The 16,551-nt window shown below is 60.9% G+C and carries 13 protein-coding genes; 11 read left to right on the forward strand and 2 right to left on the reverse strand.

From position 1 onward, the window contains the following. Positions 1–7 precede the first annotated feature (7 nt). The 10 genes from DK870_RS23420 to DK870_RS23465 all read left to right on the forward strand — a co-directional run bounded on the left by DK870_RS23420 (position 8) and on the right by DK870_RS23465 (position 13,013). The gene (locus tag DK870_RS23420; protein WP_161549805.1) at positions 8–2,434 is read left to right on the forward strand and encodes an AAA family ATPase; all 2,427 of its coding nucleotides are present in this window, start codon (positions 8–10) and stop codon (positions 2,432–2,434) included. Further along, entirely contained in the window at positions 2,431–3,963 is a 1,533-nt protein-coding gene (locus DK870_RS23425; RefSeq protein WP_060752588.1) for a sigma-54-dependent Fis family transcriptional regulator, read from the forward strand. Before DK870_RS23420 ends, DK870_RS23425 begins: the two co-directional genes overlap by 4 nt. 81 nt (positions 3,964–4,044) lie before the next feature. Next, positions 4,045–4,176, forward strand: a complete 132-nt coding sequence (locus DK870_RS23430) for a hypothetical protein (RefSeq protein ID WP_048729418.1) — start codon at positions 4,045–4,047, stop codon at positions 4,174–4,176. Positions 4,177–4,192: 16 nt separating this feature from the next. Continuing rightward, the gene (gene tagH, locus DK870_RS23435; protein ID WP_178126903.1) at positions 4,193–5,383 is read left to right on the forward strand and encodes a type VI secretion system-associated FHA domain protein TagH; all 1,191 of its coding nucleotides are present in this window, start codon (positions 4,193–4,195) and stop codon (positions 5,381–5,383) included. Positions 5,384–5,388: 5 nt separating this feature from the next. Next, the gene (gene tssJ / locus DK870_RS23440; RefSeq protein ID WP_104994002.1) at positions 5,389–5,874 is read left to right on the forward strand and encodes a type VI secretion system lipoprotein TssJ; all 486 of its coding nucleotides are present in this window, start codon (positions 5,389–5,391) and stop codon (positions 5,872–5,874) included. A gap of 1 nt (position 5,875) precedes the next feature. Then, positions 5,876–7,204: a type VI secretion system baseplate subunit TssK gene (gene tssK / locus DK870_RS23445; RefSeq protein WP_161549806.1), complete on the forward strand. Its 1,329-nt coding sequence runs from the start codon at positions 5,876–5,878 to the stop codon at positions 7,202–7,204. A 5-nt stretch (positions 7,205–7,209) separates the two neighbouring features. Continuing rightward, positions 7,210–8,070, forward strand: a complete 861-nt coding sequence (icmH, locus tag DK870_RS23450) for a type IVB secretion system protein IcmH/DotU (protein WP_090370611.1) — start codon at positions 7,210–7,212, stop codon at positions 8,068–8,070. Between the two features lie 16 nt (positions 8,071–8,086). Then, a complete protein-coding gene (tssM, locus tag DK870_RS23455) occupies positions 8,087–11,446 on the forward strand; it encodes a type VI secretion system membrane subunit TssM (RefSeq protein WP_161549807.1) in 3,360 nt (1,119 codons plus the stop codon). Then, positions 11,443–12,174, forward strand: a complete 732-nt coding sequence (locus DK870_RS23460; RefSeq protein WP_161549808.1) for a PP2C family serine/threonine-protein phosphatase — start codon at positions 11,443–11,445, stop codon at positions 12,172–12,174. The genes tssM and DK870_RS23460 overlap by 4 nt, the downstream gene beginning before the upstream one ends. Next, positions 12,171–13,013, forward strand: a complete 843-nt coding sequence (locus DK870_RS23465) for a serine/threonine-protein kinase (protein ID WP_161549809.1) — start codon at positions 12,171–12,173, stop codon at positions 13,011–13,013. Before DK870_RS23460 ends, DK870_RS23465 begins: the two co-directional genes overlap by 4 nt. Positions 13,014–13,065: 52 nt before the next feature. Here the strand turns inward: DK870_RS23465 and DK870_RS23470 are convergent, their stop codons facing one another. Then, positions 13,066–13,344: a hypothetical protein gene (locus DK870_RS23470; protein ID WP_161549810.1), complete on the reverse strand. Its 279-nt coding sequence runs from the start codon at positions 13,342–13,344 to the stop codon at positions 13,066–13,068. Between the two features lie 291 nt (positions 13,345–13,635). Here DK870_RS23470 and DK870_RS23475 point away from each other — a divergent pair, with 291 nt between their 5' ends. Beyond that, on the forward strand, positions 13,636–15,711 hold the full coding sequence (locus DK870_RS23475; protein WP_161549811.1) for a PTS sugar transporter subunit IIC/EAL domain-containing protein: 2,076 nt from the start codon (positions 13,636–13,638) through the stop codon (positions 15,709–15,711). Here the strand turns inward: DK870_RS23475 and DK870_RS23480 are convergent. Next, a complete protein-coding gene (locus tag DK870_RS23480; RefSeq protein WP_161549812.1) occupies positions 15,708–16,550 on the reverse strand; it encodes a metal-dependent hydrolase in 843 nt (280 codons plus the stop codon). The two genes, DK870_RS23475 and DK870_RS23480, sit on opposite strands and share 4 nt — an antisense overlap. Position 16,551: the final 1 nt, after the last annotated feature.

Here is a 16,551-nt window from a genome sequence, read left to right on the forward strand (position 1 = left end):
GATGGTTATGATGAATGTGGACCTGCAACAACTGATCCGCACCTTGACGGCCCAGGCACGCCAGGACCTGGAGCGCGCGGCCGAGCGGTGCGTGATGCGCGGCGGTCGTGAAGTGTTAGTGGAAGATTTGCTCCTGGCCTTGCTTGAGCATCCCGAGGGAGTAATGGCCAAGGCGTTGGCAGACGCCAATGTCAACGCCGGTGAGCTGCATGCAGCCTTGCAGCCCCGCAGTGAGCAGAGTGCAACCCGCAACCCGGTCTTCGCGCAGGCACTGGTGTGTTGGCTGCAGCAGGCATTGATGGTTGCTCATGTTGAGTTGGGGCAGTCTTTCGTGGACCACGGCGCATTGTTGCTGGCACTCCTGCGTCACCCACTGGAGTACGCGGGCAGTGGTTATCACGAGGTACTGAGCCGCGTGGATGCAGATCGGGTACGTGATTTTCTGACGAGCCAGCCTGCCGAAACCGAACCGTTAGCCAGCGCTTCTCTACTGCAGCGTTTTACCCATGACCTGACCCGACAGGCGCGTGAAGGGTTGATCGACCCGGTGCTGTGCCGTGATGGGGAAATCCGCCAGTTGATCGAGATCCTGGTACGACGACGCAAGAACAACCCGATGCTGGTTGGAGAGGCCGGAGTGGGCAAAACGGCGATCGTCGAAGGGCTTGCTCGGCAGATCGTTGCTTCGCAGGTGCCTGCGGCTCTGAAAGGGGTTCGCTTACTGACCCTGGATATGGGCTTGTTACTGGCAGGTGCCAGCCTCAAGGGCGAATTCGAACGGCGTCTCAAAGGCCTCATCGATGAAGTGAATGCATCGCCGGAGCCGGTGATCCTGTTTATCGACGAGGCCCATACCCTGACCGGTGCCGGGGCACAGGCGGGCGGTGCCGATGCGGCAAACCTGCTCAAGCCGGCGCTGGCGCGGGGAGCCTTGCGGACCATCGCCGCCACCACCTGGTCGGAGTACAAGCAGTACATTGAGAAGGACCCGGCGTTGGCGCGGCGCTTCCAGCCAGTGTCGGTCGATGAACCCAGTGTCGAGGCGGCGGTGTCCATCCTGCGTGGCCTGGTTCCTGTTTATGAGGAAAGCCACGGCGTTTATGTTCGCGATGATGCTGTCGTCGCGGCAGCGCATATGAGCGCTCGCTATCTGGTGGGGCGGCAGTTGCCGGACAAGGCTGTGGATGTGCTGGACACCGCCTGTGCCGCGGTTCGCACGCGCCAGGCAATGCCACCTGAGGCGTTGCAGAAACTGTGTGTAGAGCTGAGCGAAGGTCGACGCCAACAGCGGGCGTTAAGTCGAGACACCGACCTCGGATTGCCCGTGGATACCCAGGCGCTGCAAGCCTTGAACCTGCGTCTTGAAGCGCTTGAGCGACAGCATCAGGCGTTGGAGCAGTCGTGCGGGCAACCCACTCGGAACCTTGAGGTGTGCCCGCATCAGGTGGCTCGCGTTATCAGCGCCTGGACCGGCATCCCGGTCGAGCAGTTGGCCCTTGAACCGGGTGAAAAAATCCTCGGCCTGGCCGGCGCCCTGCGTAAGCGCATCCTGGGACAGGAGCACGCGGTGCAAGCCCTTGACCGCGCTTTACGTGCTGTTGCCGCCGGCCTGAACAACGCGGATGCGCCCGCAGGCGTATTTTTGTTGGTGGGGCCGAGCGGTGTCGGCAAGACTGAAACGGCACTGGCCCTGGCGGATCTTTTGTATGGCGGCGAGCGTTTTGTTACCACCATCAATATGTCCGAATACCAGGAGAAGCACACGCTCTCGCGCTTGATCGGGGCGCCTGCGGGTTATGTCGGTTACGGCGAAGGTGGGGTGCTGACGGAGGCCGTACGCCAGCGCCCTTACTCGGTGGTGTTGCTCGACGAGGTAGAGAAAGCCGACCCGGAGGTGTTGAGCCTGTTTTACCAGGTTTTCGACAAAGGGCGCGTCAACGATGGCGAGGGGAGGGAGATCGATTTTCGCAATACGTTGCTCCTGCTGACCTCCAACCTCGGCAGTGACCGCATCAGTGAACTGTGTGGCGATGGATGCCGGCCTGAGCCCCAGGTGCTGCAAGACGCGATCTACCCCATTTTGCGCAACCACTTCAAGCCGGCCTTGTTGGCACGGATGCGCGTCGTGCCGTATTACCCGCTCTCAGGCGACGTGTTGGGTGATGTAGCGAAACTCAAGCTGGCGAATGTGGGCACACGCTTACATCAACGCAAGCTTGCATTCACCTACACACCTGAGTTGGTTGCGCATATGACCGAGCGTTGCGCCGATGGGGACAGCGGTGCGCGATACATCGATCAATGGATTGAGCGCCACTTGCTGCCACAGATGGTGGACGGCCTTCTCGACGCTACGGCCAGGGATGAGGCGATGTCCCGGGTGCATGCGAGCCTCGATGGGAGTGGCTGGCCCACCTGCGAGTTCAGCCAATGACCGACAATCGCTTTGCACAACAGCCCGGTCCGCAGGCTGATACCGATATCTTTCTGGATTGCTTCACACGCTTGGGGCTCGACTGCGATGAAACCTCACTGCCCGATGTGTGTGTCGCAGGCGCGGCGCGACTGAGCGGGTGTGAACTCAGCCAGTTATACCTGCTCGATGAAGTGAGCGATCGGCTCGATCTGATTGCCCAGCATATGCCCGGGAGTACGTGGCGAGCTGGCGCAGGCGAGTGTCCTGACCTGAGGAACCAGCAACTGCTGCATTACACCTTGAGCCAGGGGCGTGCGCTTGGCTTGGACACGGTGCAAAACAGTCTGTATGACATCGGTTTCTTGCCGGCCTTGGGTGCACCTTGGTGTGCCCTGTTGAGTGTGCCGCTGTTCAACCGGAGCGGTGGCGCCACGGGTGTATTGCTATGCGCCAGCCGGCGCTGCATTCAATTGCAAGACCATGCAGTGGCGTTGGGGCAACTGGGTAGTTTTGCCTTGAACCAACTGCGGATGCTGCGGCAGATGCAACCGGTGTCCGGCATTCCAGACCCGAGGCGCAGTATGCCCCTGGCCGGAGCGTACGGCTTGATCGGCACCAGCCCGGCGATGGAGCAGACCTGCAAGTTGCTCGGCAAGGTCCTGCATTCCCCTTACACCGTGTTGCTCTGTGGCGAGACCGGTACCGGCAAGGAGGTGGTCGCCCGTGCCATCCATGCAGCCGGGCCGCGTGGCGGCAAAGCCTTCGTGGTGCAGAACTGCGCAGCGTTCCCCGAAGGGCTGTTGGAGAGTGAGCTATTCGGTTACCGCAAAGGTGCGTTCACCGGCGCCGAACGCAATTATGCCGGGCTGTTTGACGCGGCCGACGGCGGTACGTTGCTGCTCGATGAAATCGGCGATATGCCGCTTGCGTTACAGGCCAAGCTGCTGCGGGTATTGCAGGAAGGCGAGGTACGCCCGTTAGGCGCCAATGCGGCCCATAAGGTTGATGTACGCATCATTGCGGCCACCCATCGCGACCTGGCTGCGATGGTTGCCGAGGGTAGTTTTCGTGAAGATCTGTATTACCGGCTCGCTCAGTTCCCGATCCAACTGCCTGCCTTGCGTGAGCGCGACGGCGACGTGCCGTTGCTGGCGCGGCATTTCGCGCAGAACGCGTGCACGACGCTGGGGAGGGCGCCGGTGGGATGGTCGAATGCTGCCCTGGATCAACTGTTGAATCATCGCTTCCCCGGCAACGTTCGCGAACTCAAGTGCCTGGTCGAGCGCGCCGTACTGCTGTGTGACGACGACGTGATCCTGCCGACGCACCTGTCGCTGCCACCGACACCGGCCGCATCGGCTGGCGATGATGTAACGCTGCGCCAGCGCATGGAGCGGGTGGAACGGGTGTTCCTGCTCGATTGCCTGCACAAGAACCGTGGCAATCGGACCCGCACCGCACGGGAATTGGGCGTCGCCCGACGCACGCTGCTCTATCGACTCGCTCGTTTGAACATTCCCCAGTGGGACGCGAGGGAAGAGTGCTGAGTGCGAACTTGAATCTTGCTGGAACACATGCCGCCTTCATCGAAATGAGCCGGCCTGCCTTTTCATTCTGGGAGAAACCAAATGCCTGACCGTCCATGGCAAGCCGTGGTGCTTGTGTTGTGTTTGCTAGGTGGCTGTAACGCCAACTACGTTTTCGATGACGCCGATTATCGACCGCTGGGTGACCCGCAGGCGATCACTCGTGGCCAGTGAATGGGAATGTCTGACGATGCAGCTCGTACTTGAAGTGTGTGGGAGCGATGGCGGCGCACCCGTGCCCTTGGCCCGTAAAGTCTTTGACCGTGTCGGCGGCGTGATTGGCCGCGGTTCCGGTTGTGACTGGGTGATTCACGATCCCAGTCGATTGCTTTCCAGCCACCATGGGTTGATCGGGTACCGCGAGGGCCGCTACTTCTTGACCGACATCAGTCGCAACGGGATTGGCGTGGCGGGCAGCCCCGAGCGCTTGCGCAAAGGACAGGCGCGCCCCATCAGCCATGGTGACGTTTTTCAGTTGGGGGCGCTGGTGATACGTGCCGGGTTGATGGAAGCACAGCGCGGTCCGGAAGCAGCGCTGGTCGGCGCGGGAGGACCGATCCCCGATGACGCCTTCCTGGGGCTTGACCCCTTGCAGACGCTGGACCTTGAACAGCAGCGGCAGGTTGCCTCGAATGAGCTGCAAGCCTTGAGCGAGAGCAGCGAGGAGCCGGGTGCCTGGCAGGAACGACACGCGACCGACAGGGCGTTTCTGGTCATGCCTCGCCGGGCGGAGCCGCCAGTGGAGGCCGCCACGGACGCAATTTTCGCGCCCGGTGCCGCCGTTGAGGAGCCGTTTTGGACGCCGTTTGCTGCTGCCCTGGGCATGGATCTGGACCACCTTGACGGACCGGGCCGTGCGGCGTTAGCTATCAAGGTGGCGCACCTTTTTCGCGTGGCGATCGAAGGGTTGCAACAAAATCTGCGCACCCGTGAAGCGCTGAAGAACGAACTGATGCCGGCATCTGCCGACAGGTCGGCGCAGAGGCAAAATCCCTTGGCGGTCTGTGTGGATACCCCGGCTGTATTAACCGCGATGTTAGGTGCGCAGGCGCTGGATCAATGCTCTGCCGAGCGCGCCATTACCCAGGCCCATCAAGACGGGCAAATCCATCAGGTGGCTCTGCTGGCGGCGTGTCGCAGTGCATTGCGTCACACACATGCCGTCTTCGCCCCTGGGCATTTGCTGTTGAGCCTGGAGTCCCAGCGCAAGCCTTCCAGGTTTTTCAGCGACGCTGGGTACTGGCGGGCTTACCAGCGCCATTACCAACGTCTTGCCGAGGACGATCAGTTCAACGATCCCCTGCTGGGCCGCGAGTTCACCAGGGCTTATGAGGAACAGGTACATCTGGCCTCAGCCCTGCACATCGATTATCCAGGATGATATTCATGCATCGCACACCCCTCAGATTCATGCTGTGCTTGTGCAGCCTGTTGGCCGGCTGCACGGCGCTGTCACCTTTGTCGACATTGACCAAACTGGATGTGGTGCTGACAGCCACCGAACAGGTAAACCCCGACCTTCACGATCGACCCTCGCCGGTGGTGGTGCACCTGATTGAACTGCGTCATGCCGTAGCCTTCGAGAATGCCGACTTCTTCAGCCTGTATAACCATGCTGAACAGGTGCTGCCAAAGGATTGGGTGAGCAGTGAAGAGATCGAACTGCGTCCGGGTGACCGCCTGGCCCTCAAGCTTAGTGTTCGACCGGAAAGCCGTTTCGTGGGGGTACTGGCGGCCTATCGGGATTTGCCGCATGTGCAGTGGCGGCTGCTACTGCCAGTGACGCCGCGACACCTGAACCGTGCCGACCTGGTACTGGACAAAGCCGGGGTTCGTATTGCCGGCCCGCTCTCCGGCACGGAGATGCAATGACATGCAGGTTCACAAAGTCATCTGGCAGGAAGGCATGCTGTTACGGCCGCAGCACTTGCAGCACAACGACCGCTATTACCAGCAGCAACTCAACCGCACGCGCTTGTTGGGCAATGATGCCTGGGGCTTCCTGACGCTGGAACTCAATGAGCAGTACCTCAACCTGGGCAAGCTGGTGATCAACCAAGCCAGTGGCGTTTTGCCGGATGGCAGCTTCTTCGACCTGAGCGCAGTCATGGAGCCTCTGGTGCTGGACGTGCCTGCCGATTCGGGCAAACACGCGGTTTACCTGGCGCTCCCCCTGGCCACCGGCAATCAGGTTGAAACCCGTCAACCGTCCCAGAGCGAGGTGCTGGCCCGCTATATCGCCTGTGAAGTCGAAGTGGGGGATTCGAACGCCGGCATGGGTTCCCCTTGCCGGATCAACTGCGCACGCCCCGATTTGCGCCTTCTGCTGGACGAAGGGGAGAGCGATACGGGCTTCGTGAAACTCAAGGTCGCCCAGGTACTGGTGTCGTCGGGTGAAAGTGGTTTGAGCCTGGACAGGGAGTTCATGCCGGCCTTTATTTTTGTGCAGGACTGCGGGTATGTGTCGTCGTGCCTGCAGGAGGTCATCAGCCTGCTGGCCAGTCGAGGGGATGCCATTGCTGCGCGGATGTGCGGCGAGGGTACGGCAGCCGGAAGCCATGTGGGCGATTTCCTGATGCTGCAAGTGATCAATCGTACCGAGCTGGAGTTGCGTCATTACTTGAGCCAGCCTTTGGTGCGCCCTGAGACGCTGTTCCGGGCACTGGTGTCGTTGCTTGGTGAGTTATCAACGTTCACCCACGACAGCAAGCGTGCCCACCTGGACGTGCATTACCAGCATGCTGACCAGGCAGGCAGCTTCCGCGGCCTGATGGCGCAAGTGCGTGCCGCGTTGTCGGTCGTGCTCGAACAGCACGCCGTCGAGCTGACGTTGCAGCAACGTCAATACGGGGTGTTGGTCTGCCCGGTGAGCGACTTGAAATTGCTCGGCACTGCGACATTCATCCTGGCGGCGACTGCGCAATGTGACTCTGAGGAACTGCGCAATCGGCTGCCGGCCCATCTGAAAGTCGGCCCCGTCGAACGCATCCGTGAGCTGGTCAACCTGCATCTGGCAGGCATCAAGGTCAAGCCATTGTCTGTGGCACCGCGACAGATTCCATTTCATGCCGGCAAGACCTATTTCATGCTCGATATGAATGCCCACGACATCGCGCAGCTGGAGCAGTCAGGTGGCTTCGCTTTCCATGTAGGCGGGGATTTTGCCGGGATTGAACTCAACTTCTGGGCCATTAGGAATTGAACGCTATGGACAGTGACTACCCGCAGGACGAAAAGACCGTGCTGCTTGACCATGAAGGTCGCGGGCCGGCACAGGGGCCGATGACCGACTTTCCAGCGCCGCCGCGTTATGAGCAGTTGGAAGACCGGATGATTTATGCGGGCCATCTGTTGGGGGCGCAGCGTTTCAAGGTGGGCCTCAACCCCCTGGTGACGGCGGCCTGGGAGCTGTTGTCGGAGTTGGTCCAACTCAAGGGCTGCTCCGCACGTGAGCAACTGGATACGATCAACGACCGGTTATTGTCGGCGGTCACTCAATTCGAAGCCCGCAGCTTGCAGAGCGGCATCGAGAGCAGCCAGGTCATGTCGGCGCGCTACGTATTGTGCAGTGTCATTGATGAAGCCGTCGTCACCACCCCGTGGGGGGCCAGAAGCGACTGGTCGAAGATGAGCCTGTTAAGCCGTTTTCACCATGAAACCTTCGGCGGCGAAAAGGTCTTTCAACTCCTGGAACGATTGTCTCGCGACCCGGTGAAACACCTGGCCGTCCTGGAGTTGATCTACCTGTGCCTGAGTTTGGGGTTTGAAGGCAAATATCGGGTCATGGAGCGAGGCGGGCTGCAACTCGAAGCCATTCGCGATGGATTGTATCGACAGATCCGGCAAGTGCGCGGCGATCTGCCGGTGGAACCTGTGCTTCCTGCCAGGGACTTGTCGCGTCGCCGCAGGCCGTTACGCCTGATCCCAGTCCCGTGGTTTGTGGCCTTTGTCTTGGCCTGTTTGTTGGTGATGTACACCGGGTTTTCCTGGGTGCTCGGCAAAGAGCGGGCGAATGCGCTGCAACCCCTTCAACTGTCGGCGTCGGATTTGAACCAGACGCCCTTGTAAACGCTGGGAGCAATGAATGAACGCATTCTTCAAGGGCGCGGGCGCTGTGCTGGGCACGGTTTGGGTCTGGAGCCTTTTACTGGTGCTGTGCAGCGCTGCTGTGGTGTGGCGGATCGGGCCGTTATTGGCCGTGGACGATCATCGGTTCTGGCAAGGTTCGGCGGCCCGGCTGGTCAGCATCAGTGTGTTGTTTCTGCTGTGGGGCATTGCGATGGCGCTGGCGGGCAGGGGCCAAGTTGCCGGCCTCGCGAAACCGGGGCGGCGGGCACGCCGGCAGCCATTGAAATGGGTCGAGGAGGAGCACCGGCATGTACGCGGTCGGTTCAAGCAGGCCGTTCAGTTGTTGAAGACGTCCCGGCGCTATGGCGAGCATAACCAGCGTTGGCGCCGTGACTTGCCCTGGTATCTGTTGATCGGTGAGCGCGGCAGTGGCAAGACGCAGCTGTTGGCCGCCGCCGGCTTGCCGTCGCCGTTCGACCAGGCAGGGGGGACGCCGACGAGCGGCGGCGTTCACTGTGACTGGTACTTCGCCGACGAAGGCGTGCTCATCGATACGCCGGGGCGTTACCTGTTACAGCCTGACGTTTCAGTCGATGCGACCGGTTGGACAGCGCTGCTGCGCCTGCTCAAGTGGCGGCGCCGCGCGCGGCCGCTCAACGGCGTGGTGGTGACGCTTTCGGTAGAGCGGCTGACGAGCGACAGTGAGCATGATCTGGAGCAGCATGCACGGGCAGTGCATTCACGTTTGCAGGAAATCCAGCAGGTGCTGCATGTGGATGTGCCGATCTATCTGGTATTGACCCAGGCTGATCGGCTGCCGGGGTTTGCTGAGTTCTTCGACTCGCCCCTGGGGGAAGCTGCCGATAGCTTGCTTGGCCAGCCACTTGAGCCTGGCAAAACGGGTATTGAAGTCGCTCAGGTTCACCTGGCGTTCGAGCAGTTGCTGCAACGTTTGAATGATCAACTGATCGCTCGATTGCATCAGGAGCGTAATGCCGACCGTCGTGGCCAAATGCTGGGTTTCCCGCAACAGGTTGCGCGCCTGGGCGAGCGCCTTTGCCTGTTCATCGAGCTGGCTTTTTCCGCTCATCGCTATCAGCGCGTCAATGGTCTGCGAGGGTTCTACTTGACCTGCGCCAATGGCAGGCGCAACCACTTTGTCCAAGGCCTGTTCAGCCGGGTGATATTCGCCGAAGCCGACCTCGCCGGTTTGCAGGCCCACGAGCAACAGCGCATGCGGCGGCGTCAGGGGCTGCAGGCATTGGCAGCAGCGCTGGTGATCTGTGGGGTCGGGGGGCTGTGGATGTACAGCTATTCGCTGAACCAGCAACGCCTGGCTCAGATAGCGGCATTGGCAACTTCAGTTTCGAGCGTCCCGCAGGGTGGCGATGCCGCCTTGAATCTTGTGGCTGTGTTGGATGCGCACCTGTCGGCAACCCAGGTTTTCCCGGATGTGGCAGGCACCCGGCTGGTGGAGCGAGCAGGTTTGTATCAGGGCGAGTTGAGTCGCCCGTTCCTGGTTCGAGCCTATGAGCAGGCGTTGCACCAGCGGCTGCTGGCCTACGTCACGGCGCTGCTTGAAGACCAGGTACGCGCCAGCCTTGGGGATCGGGAGCGCCTGGTGGAAAACCTGCGCGCTTACCTGATGCTCAACCTGCGCGAGCGGCGCGATACCCGCTGGCTGGCGCAACAGGTGGCGGGCCATTGGGCCGCCGGTTTTGCCGGCAACGCTTCGGTGCAGGCGCGCTTGAATCAGCACTGGGTGCGCTTGCTTGAACAGCCGTTCACGGCGCATCTCAACGAGGAGTTGGTGGCACAGGCACGTGCAGAGCTGCGAGGCGAGTCGTTGGCGGAGGGGATTTATCGCGTGCTGCGCGAGCAGTCGCGCCACCTTGAACCGCTGCGCCTGGCCGAGGGCAAGGTATTCGCCGCCATCGACCCACCGATTCCGGGTTTCTATACAAAAAAGTATGTGCAGTATTTCGAGGCCCAGGGGCCGCGACTGGTGAATGCTATCGCACAGGACAACTGGGTATTGGGGGAGGGCACTGATCTGGGGGCCATGGATTTGCGTCGGTTGATGGTCCAATTGCAGCAACGCTACTTCAGTGAGTATGCCGATGTCTGGGCTGCCGCTCTGGGCCGACTCAGGCTGCTGCCGACCGACAATCTGCGCCAGGACGCCGAGCAGCTGGCGGACCTGACCTCCGCTCAATCCCCGCTGATCCAACTGTTGCTGCAACTGCGTGAAAACACCCGTTTGCTGGCGGGGCATGAGCTTCTGGGCAAAGTGGCCCAGCAAACCGGTGAGCTGGGCCCCTTGACCTCGGCGGCGGCAGCGCAGGCGATGTTTCCCGACGCCGGGCGGCGGGCGTTGCAACGGCGTTTTGAACCCTTGCATCAATTGCTCGATGAGCAGGAAAACCCAGGCGCGCAATTAACCCAGGCATCGCGCTTGCTGGACGAATTGCATCTGCAATTGGCGGCCCTCAACCGAGACAGCTCACCGGAGCAGGCGGCTTTCCTCAGGGTCAAGCGGCGCATGGAGGGGCAACCGGATGTACTGGGTACGCTGCGTGATGCAGCCGCCCGTTTGCCGCTGCCGTTGGCGGGCTGGGTCGAGGGCATCGCTGATGACAGTTGGCGTCACTTGCTGGAACAGGCCTATACGCATGTCAACCAGCGCTACCAGAGCGACGTGCACCCACTCTATGCCAGGGCGATTCGCCAGCGTTATCCGTTCAACGCCCATGCAACCAGCGATGTGGCCCTCAGCGACTTTCATGAGTTTTTCAAGCCTCAGGGCGTTCTGGTGCGTTTTTATGAAGGTTACCTGCGACCCTTCGTCAGTGCCGACGGCAACCGCTACCGGTTACGGGGCATGGATGGGCAAAACTTACCGGTCTCACGCTTTCTGTTGGACCAACTGACGAAAGCCCAGGTGATCCGTCGCGGTTTTTTCACTGAGGAGCAGGGAGAGCTGTCAGTCCGGTTTACCCTGGCGCCCTATAGCCTGGACCAGTCGGTCAGCCGGGCGATCCTGCGGGTTGGCGACAAGCAGTTGGAGTACCGCCACGGGCCGATCCTGCCCATGATGTTCCATTGGCCGACCGACGCGGATAACGGTCGCAGCAGCCTGGTTCTGGAACGAGGCGCTGGGCAACGGCCATTGGGCCTTGAAAAAAATGCCGGGGCCTGGTCGTTGTTCAGGTTGTTTGACTTGTTGCAGAAAGAGCCTGCCAGTGGGCGCAACGCCCAGTTATTCAAGGCGAACCTGTCCGGCTTGCGCGCCAACTTCTTGCTGACCAGTCAACGTACGCCCGGGCCGTTTGAAATCGATACCTGGCGCACTTTCCGATTACCGGAGCAGCTATGAGCTGCGGCCTGCATCAATGGCGCAGTGCCGGGCGTTCGCAGCAAGGGCGAGCGCGAGCCCGCAATGAGGACGCCTTCCTGGACTGCCCGCAGCGAGGCTGCTGGGCTGTGGCGGATGGCATGGGCGGCTATCGCCATGGCGAGGTCGCCAGCCAGTGGGTGGTCAGCAGCCTGGCGGCAATGTCGGCCGAGGGTGACCTTGATCGACGGGTTGGCGCGCTCCGCCAATGTTTGCAAGACGTCAATCAACGGTTGGGCGATGTGCGAATGGCGCCCGCCACGGGCGGCGACGTCATGATGGGCAGCACCGTGGTTGCACTGTTGCTTGAGCACGGGCGTGCGGCCTGTATCTGGGCGGGTGACAGTCGCTGTTATCTGTGGCGCGATAAGAGTCTTTACCAGTTGTCGAGGGACCATTGCCTGGCGCAGCGCCTGATGGATGAGCGCCTGTTGAGCGTGGCGCAAGCCCAGGCTCACCCCGATGCCAGGGCCTTGACCCGCGCCGTGGGCGCGCGTTCGCGGTTGCAGCTTGAGGTGCTGGAACTCAGCACCCGCCCAGGCGATGTATTTTTATTGTGCAGTGACGGTCTGTACCAGGCACTCAGCCATGGCGATCTGGGGTGTGCGTTGAGCCTGGGAGCACCCCGGCAGGCGGTGGACCACTTGTTTGCCAGGGCGTTGTGCCGGCCAACGGCGGATGACCTGACCGCTGTCGTGGTGCAATCTTGAACGCCGCGTCGACCCCTCCCGGCCTGCTCGTGGGGCGCTATCACCTTGAGCGCGTGTTGGGGCGGGGCGGGATGGGCGTGGTGTATGGCGCACGAGACCTGTTGCACGAGCAGTTTGGTGAGCCCTGCTCCAGGGTTGCGCTCAAGCGGCTGGATGAGACTTTTTCGGCGTGCCCCGATGCACATGTGCTGTTGTTCAGCGAGTTTGCGTTGACACGCAGCCTGCGCCACGACCGTGTGGTGCGCATGTTTTCGTTCGAGGTCGACACCCACAGCCAGGTCGCGTTCTTTACCATGGAGTGGCTGCACGGCATGACCCTGGATCGGTTGTTGCTGGAATGCCCGGAGGGTTTGCCCTGGCGGGAACTGCAACCCTTGGCCATCCAGTTGCTGGATGCGCTGGTCTATATCCATCAGCAAAACATACTGCATGGGGATGTGAAACCGGCCAATGTCATGGTCGGTGAAGACGGGGTGCGTTTATTCGATTTTGGCCTGGGTTATACGCCGGCATGGGCGAAGTCGGGTTTGCCGAGTCTCAGCCGCGACCGTTTCAACGCCTGGACGCCCGCGTATGCGGCCCCGGAGCTGCTGGCCGGTGGCGCGTTGACGGCTGCTGCAGATGTGTACGGTGTCGCGTGCGTGTTGTATGAACTGGCCCATGGCCAACGTCTGGGTGAGCGCAGCTGCATCGCCAAGCTGACCCGGCCCAGGCAACTGCCTGGGCATTGCTGGCCTGCACTGCGCTGTGCGTTGGCTACGAGCCCCGAGCGGCGCAGTGTGACGGCAGCCGAGTTGCGCGAGGCCTTCGGCCGCAGGCGGTCTTGCTGGTGCCTCTAGGGTAGGGGGCAAACGGTCACGTCATACAACTGGGCTGACAAGAGGGGGCCCCTTAGTGTGAACGACGCGGCTCGATATCAGGGGAGGGCCGGCTGAGATGACGTCGAGCGCGTTTCTGGGCCTTGCGGCGTATCCAGTTTTGCAAGGGCGCCAGCAGGAAAAACATCAGGTAGGCCGTGAGCACCAGGGTCAGGTCTATCCAGGTTTCAGCGACTGGGCCGTTAAAGATTTCAATGACGTTTTTGATGATGAACAGCAACGCTACGCTGCACAGCCACAGCACCATGGTGACAAAGATCGGGCGCATAGGGTTTGGGCGTTTGTCTTGCATGGTAAAACTTCTCCTGAGTGCCTGCTTCCGTTCCAGACAACATCCTTGAGTGGGTAGCCCGGTTTTCATCCGGTCTGCAACATCCATTAATGCGCAGAACGGCGCGGATGATACCGACTCAGATCAGTTTAGGGAGCAGGTTATGTCGGAAAGTTCCTATTATTCATCTGGAAATTGGCGTAACTGATGGGCTTCCACCGCCAAAATGCCCCTGGACAAGTGGCAAAAGGCTTTCGCTTCCGCCATCAGGACGTGTAGCGTTGCAGCGAGTCACAGGCAGAGGGACGGGTCATGGCGCAAACGCTGTTCAAGCTTTTCCTTACTCAGCGCCTGGCGGCCCTGGCCAGTACGGATTCATTGCGCGCGATTCGTGAGGGGTTGCTGTGGATCCTGCCGTGCCTGCTGGTGTCCGCCGGCTTCCTGATCCTGTCCGAGTGCGCCAGTGTGCTGGGGTTCAGCTCACAGGTAGTGGGCTTTCTATCGGGGGTGCACAACCAGATCAGCTCGGTTATCCCCCTGTTGGTGGCCGCATCCATCGGGTACATGCTGGCCATTCAGTATCGCTTGCCACAGCTGCCGGTCGCTTTCCTGTGCCTTGCCCACGTAGTAGTGGCCACGTTCGTGCTGCGTGATTATCCCCGGGCTTCGGCGACCTTCGTGCTGTTCATCGCGATTGCGTCACCGTTGATCAATGTGCCGGCCATCGCCTGGTTGCACCGCTTTCGTTGGACGCGCCTGGTCAACGAGGACCTGGTGGGGCACAACCTCAAGGGCACTATCAACATGGTGTTACCGGGTGCAATCACGGCGCTGTCATTGGTGCTGGTGTTGGCGTCTTTGCTGCAGATTCCCTATGTCGGGCAACTCCAGGGGCCCCAGGTGCTCGATGCGCTGCAAACGCCCTACGGCAGCGGGTTGTTCGTCACGATGATGAATTCGTTGTTGTGGTTTTTCGGCATTCACGGAGTGTATGCCATGCAGCCGCTGTTCGATGTCCTGGACCAGGCCGTAGTGCTCAACGGTGCGTCGCTGGCGGCGGGGGAGCCCAGCCAATACCTGCTCAACAGCGGGCTGTTGGGGTGTTTCGCATTTATCGGCGGCTCGGGCGCGGCGTTGTGCCTGCTGTTTGCGATCCTGCTGTTTTCCAAGAGCCACACCGTGCGCCTGCTGGCGATTGCCAGTTTGCCGCTGTCGTTGTTCAACGTCAGCGAGGTGCTGCTGTTTGGATTGCCGATCATCCTCAACCCGCGTCTGTTCATCCCCTTCCTGCTGGCGCCTGCGCTCAACGCCATGGTGGCCCTGATGGTGGTGCAGATGGGCTGGGTATCGCCGGCGGTGGCCAGCGTGCCGTTGACCGCACCGGTATTGCTCAATGCCTACCTGAGTACCCATGGCGACATCGGCGCGGTGGTGTTGCAACTGGCACTGCTGGGGCTCGGCACTCTGGTGTATGCACCGTATGTGCGGGCGATGCATCGCCAGGCCAATGAAAGCGGTACGGTGTACCTCAAGTCGCTGGACATGACTTTTCGCGGCCTCGAGGAAAAAGGCCGCTTGCTGGAGCTGGACCCCGTGCTGGCGTCCCATCGCAGCGCAGCGCGCCAGGCGGTGGAGTTCAGCCGGATTCAGCAGATCAGCGATTACGAGTTCTACTTGGAGTTCCAGCCCCAGGTCTCCATCCGTACCGGCCTATGCACCGGTTGCGAAGCCTTGATGCGTGCCCGCGACAACCAGGGCGTGGTGCATTCCCCCTGGGAGTTCCTGCAATGGCTGGCGCAGGCACGGCTGATGCCCGACGTGGACGTATGGGTGGCGTCCCAGGCCGTGCGCCAGTATCAGCAATGGAAGAAGGTTGGCTTCGAGTTGCCGATGACCATTAATATTTCCAGCTCGACCCTGACGCACGCCGCCTATGGTGATCGCCTGGTGCAGATCCTTGCCCAGGCTCATGGGCGAGTGTCAGTGGAAATTACTGAAGACGCATTGGTCGGTGATATCCAGGCCACGCGCCAGACCATCCAGAAACTGCAATCGATAGGCGCCAAGGTGTATATCGATGACTTTGGTACCGGGTTTTCGGCGTTGAGTTACCTGCACCAGTTTCCCGTGGACTTCATCAAGATCGATCGCAGTTTTGTCGTCGCCCAACGCGACCCCAAGGGGGCCCAGGTGCTGACCGGCATGTTGCGTTTCTGCGAGGCGCTGAACCTGGGCGTCGTGGTCGAGGGCGTGGAGACCGCCGAGCAGTTGGCCTTCTTGAACACCGGCACTGAATTGTTTGTCCAGGGCTGGTATTTCAGCAAAGCGCTGCCCAGCGATCAGATGCCGGATTTCGTGCGCGAACGCGAAACTTTGGCGCAGGTCTAGGCCGATTCGTAACCGCGTCGCGTGCGTTCTATCTCGTCGAGCAGGTTATCGATGCCCGCCAGGCGTGCGCGGTTGTCGTGATCCCAGGGGTGAAAGCCCGGTTTGAAATAATGCAGCCATGGCCGCAGCATGCGCGGGAACACCCCTTTGGGACCGTACAAAAACTTGAGCATGCGCCAGAAACCCTTCAAGTGCCCGCCTGAGGTGCGATCGGCCAGCAGCAGGCGCAGGTGAAAATCAAACACCACCAACCAGAACAGCACCGTCGTGGTAAGCATGGTGCCGGTGCGCAACAGGTAGCGCAGTGGGCCGGGCTTGATCACTGCGTTCCACACATCGAACGCCACCGCCTTGTGTTCGGTTTCTTCGAAGGCGTGCCAATACCACATTTGCTGGTAGCCCTTGAGCGAGTCGCCAAAGCGCGACGGGTCGCTGAGCAGAATCTCCGCAAGCATCGCGGTGTAGTGCTCAAGGGCGATGGTCACCGCCAGGTTGAACGAAGGCGGCAGGTGTTTTTTTTGCAGGTCGAGGATGAATTTGAGACGACGGTCGAGGGTGTGTGCCGGCAACCCGGCCGCTTGCAGCAGATCGTTGTAGGCCACGTGTTCGCGGCTGTGCATCGCCTCCTGGCCGATAAATCCCTGGATCTCGGCCTTCAAGGCGGGATCTTCAATCTGTGCGCGGTAGTGGCGCACACTGTCCATGAAAAACAGCTCGCCCTGGGGAAACAACAATGACAAGGCATTGAAGAAGTGGGTGATGAACGGGCCTTGTTCATGCCAGTTCTTGATGCGCTCGGCAGGCAAGGCAAAACGGATATCGCGGCGGATCGGCAGCATG

This window comes from Pseudomonas sp. Q1 (genome assembly GCF_009935975.1).
Taxonomy (GTDB): domain Bacteria; phylum Pseudomonadota; class Gammaproteobacteria; order Pseudomonadales; family Pseudomonadaceae; genus Aquipseudomonas; species Aquipseudomonas palleroniana.

Coding starts and splice junctions, on each gene's coding strand:
- DK870_RS23420 (WP_161549805.1), top strand. CDS start 8: ATGATGAATGTGGACCTGCAACAACTGATCCGCACCTTGACGGCCCAG.
- DK870_RS23425 (WP_060752588.1), top strand. CDS start 2,431: ATGACCGACAATCGCTTTGCACAACAGCCCGGTCCGCAGGCTGATACC.
- DK870_RS23430 (WP_048729418.1), top strand. CDS start 4,045: ATGCCTGACCGTCCATGGCAAGCCGTGGTGCTTGTGTTGTGTTTGCTA.
- tagH (WP_178126903.1), top strand. CDS start 4,193: ATGCAGCTCGTACTTGAAGTGTGTGGGAGCGATGGCGGCGCACCCGTG.
- tssJ (WP_104994002.1), top strand. CDS start 5,389: ATGCATCGCACACCCCTCAGATTCATGCTGTGCTTGTGCAGCCTGTTG.
- tssK (WP_161549806.1), top strand. CDS start 5,876: ATGCAGGTTCACAAAGTCATCTGGCAGGAAGGCATGCTGTTACGGCCG.
- icmH (WP_090370611.1), top strand. CDS start 7,210: ATGGACAGTGACTACCCGCAGGACGAAAAGACCGTGCTGCTTGACCAT.
- tssM (WP_161549807.1), top strand. CDS start 8,087: ATGAACGCATTCTTCAAGGGCGCGGGCGCTGTGCTGGGCACGGTTTGG.
- DK870_RS23460 (WP_161549808.1), top strand. CDS start 11,443: ATGAGCTGCGGCCTGCATCAATGGCGCAGTGCCGGGCGTTCGCAGCAA.
- DK870_RS23470 (WP_161549810.1), bottom strand. CDS start 13,344: ATGCAAGACAAACGCCCAAACCCTATGCGCCCGATCTTTGTCACCATG.
- DK870_RS23475 (WP_161549811.1), top strand. CDS start 13,636: ATGGCGCAAACGCTGTTCAAGCTTTTCCTTACTCAGCGCCTGGCGGCC.
- DK870_RS23480 (WP_161549812.1), bottom strand. CDS start 16,550: ATGCTGCCGATCCGCCGCGATATCCGTTTTGCCTTGCCTGCCGAGCGC.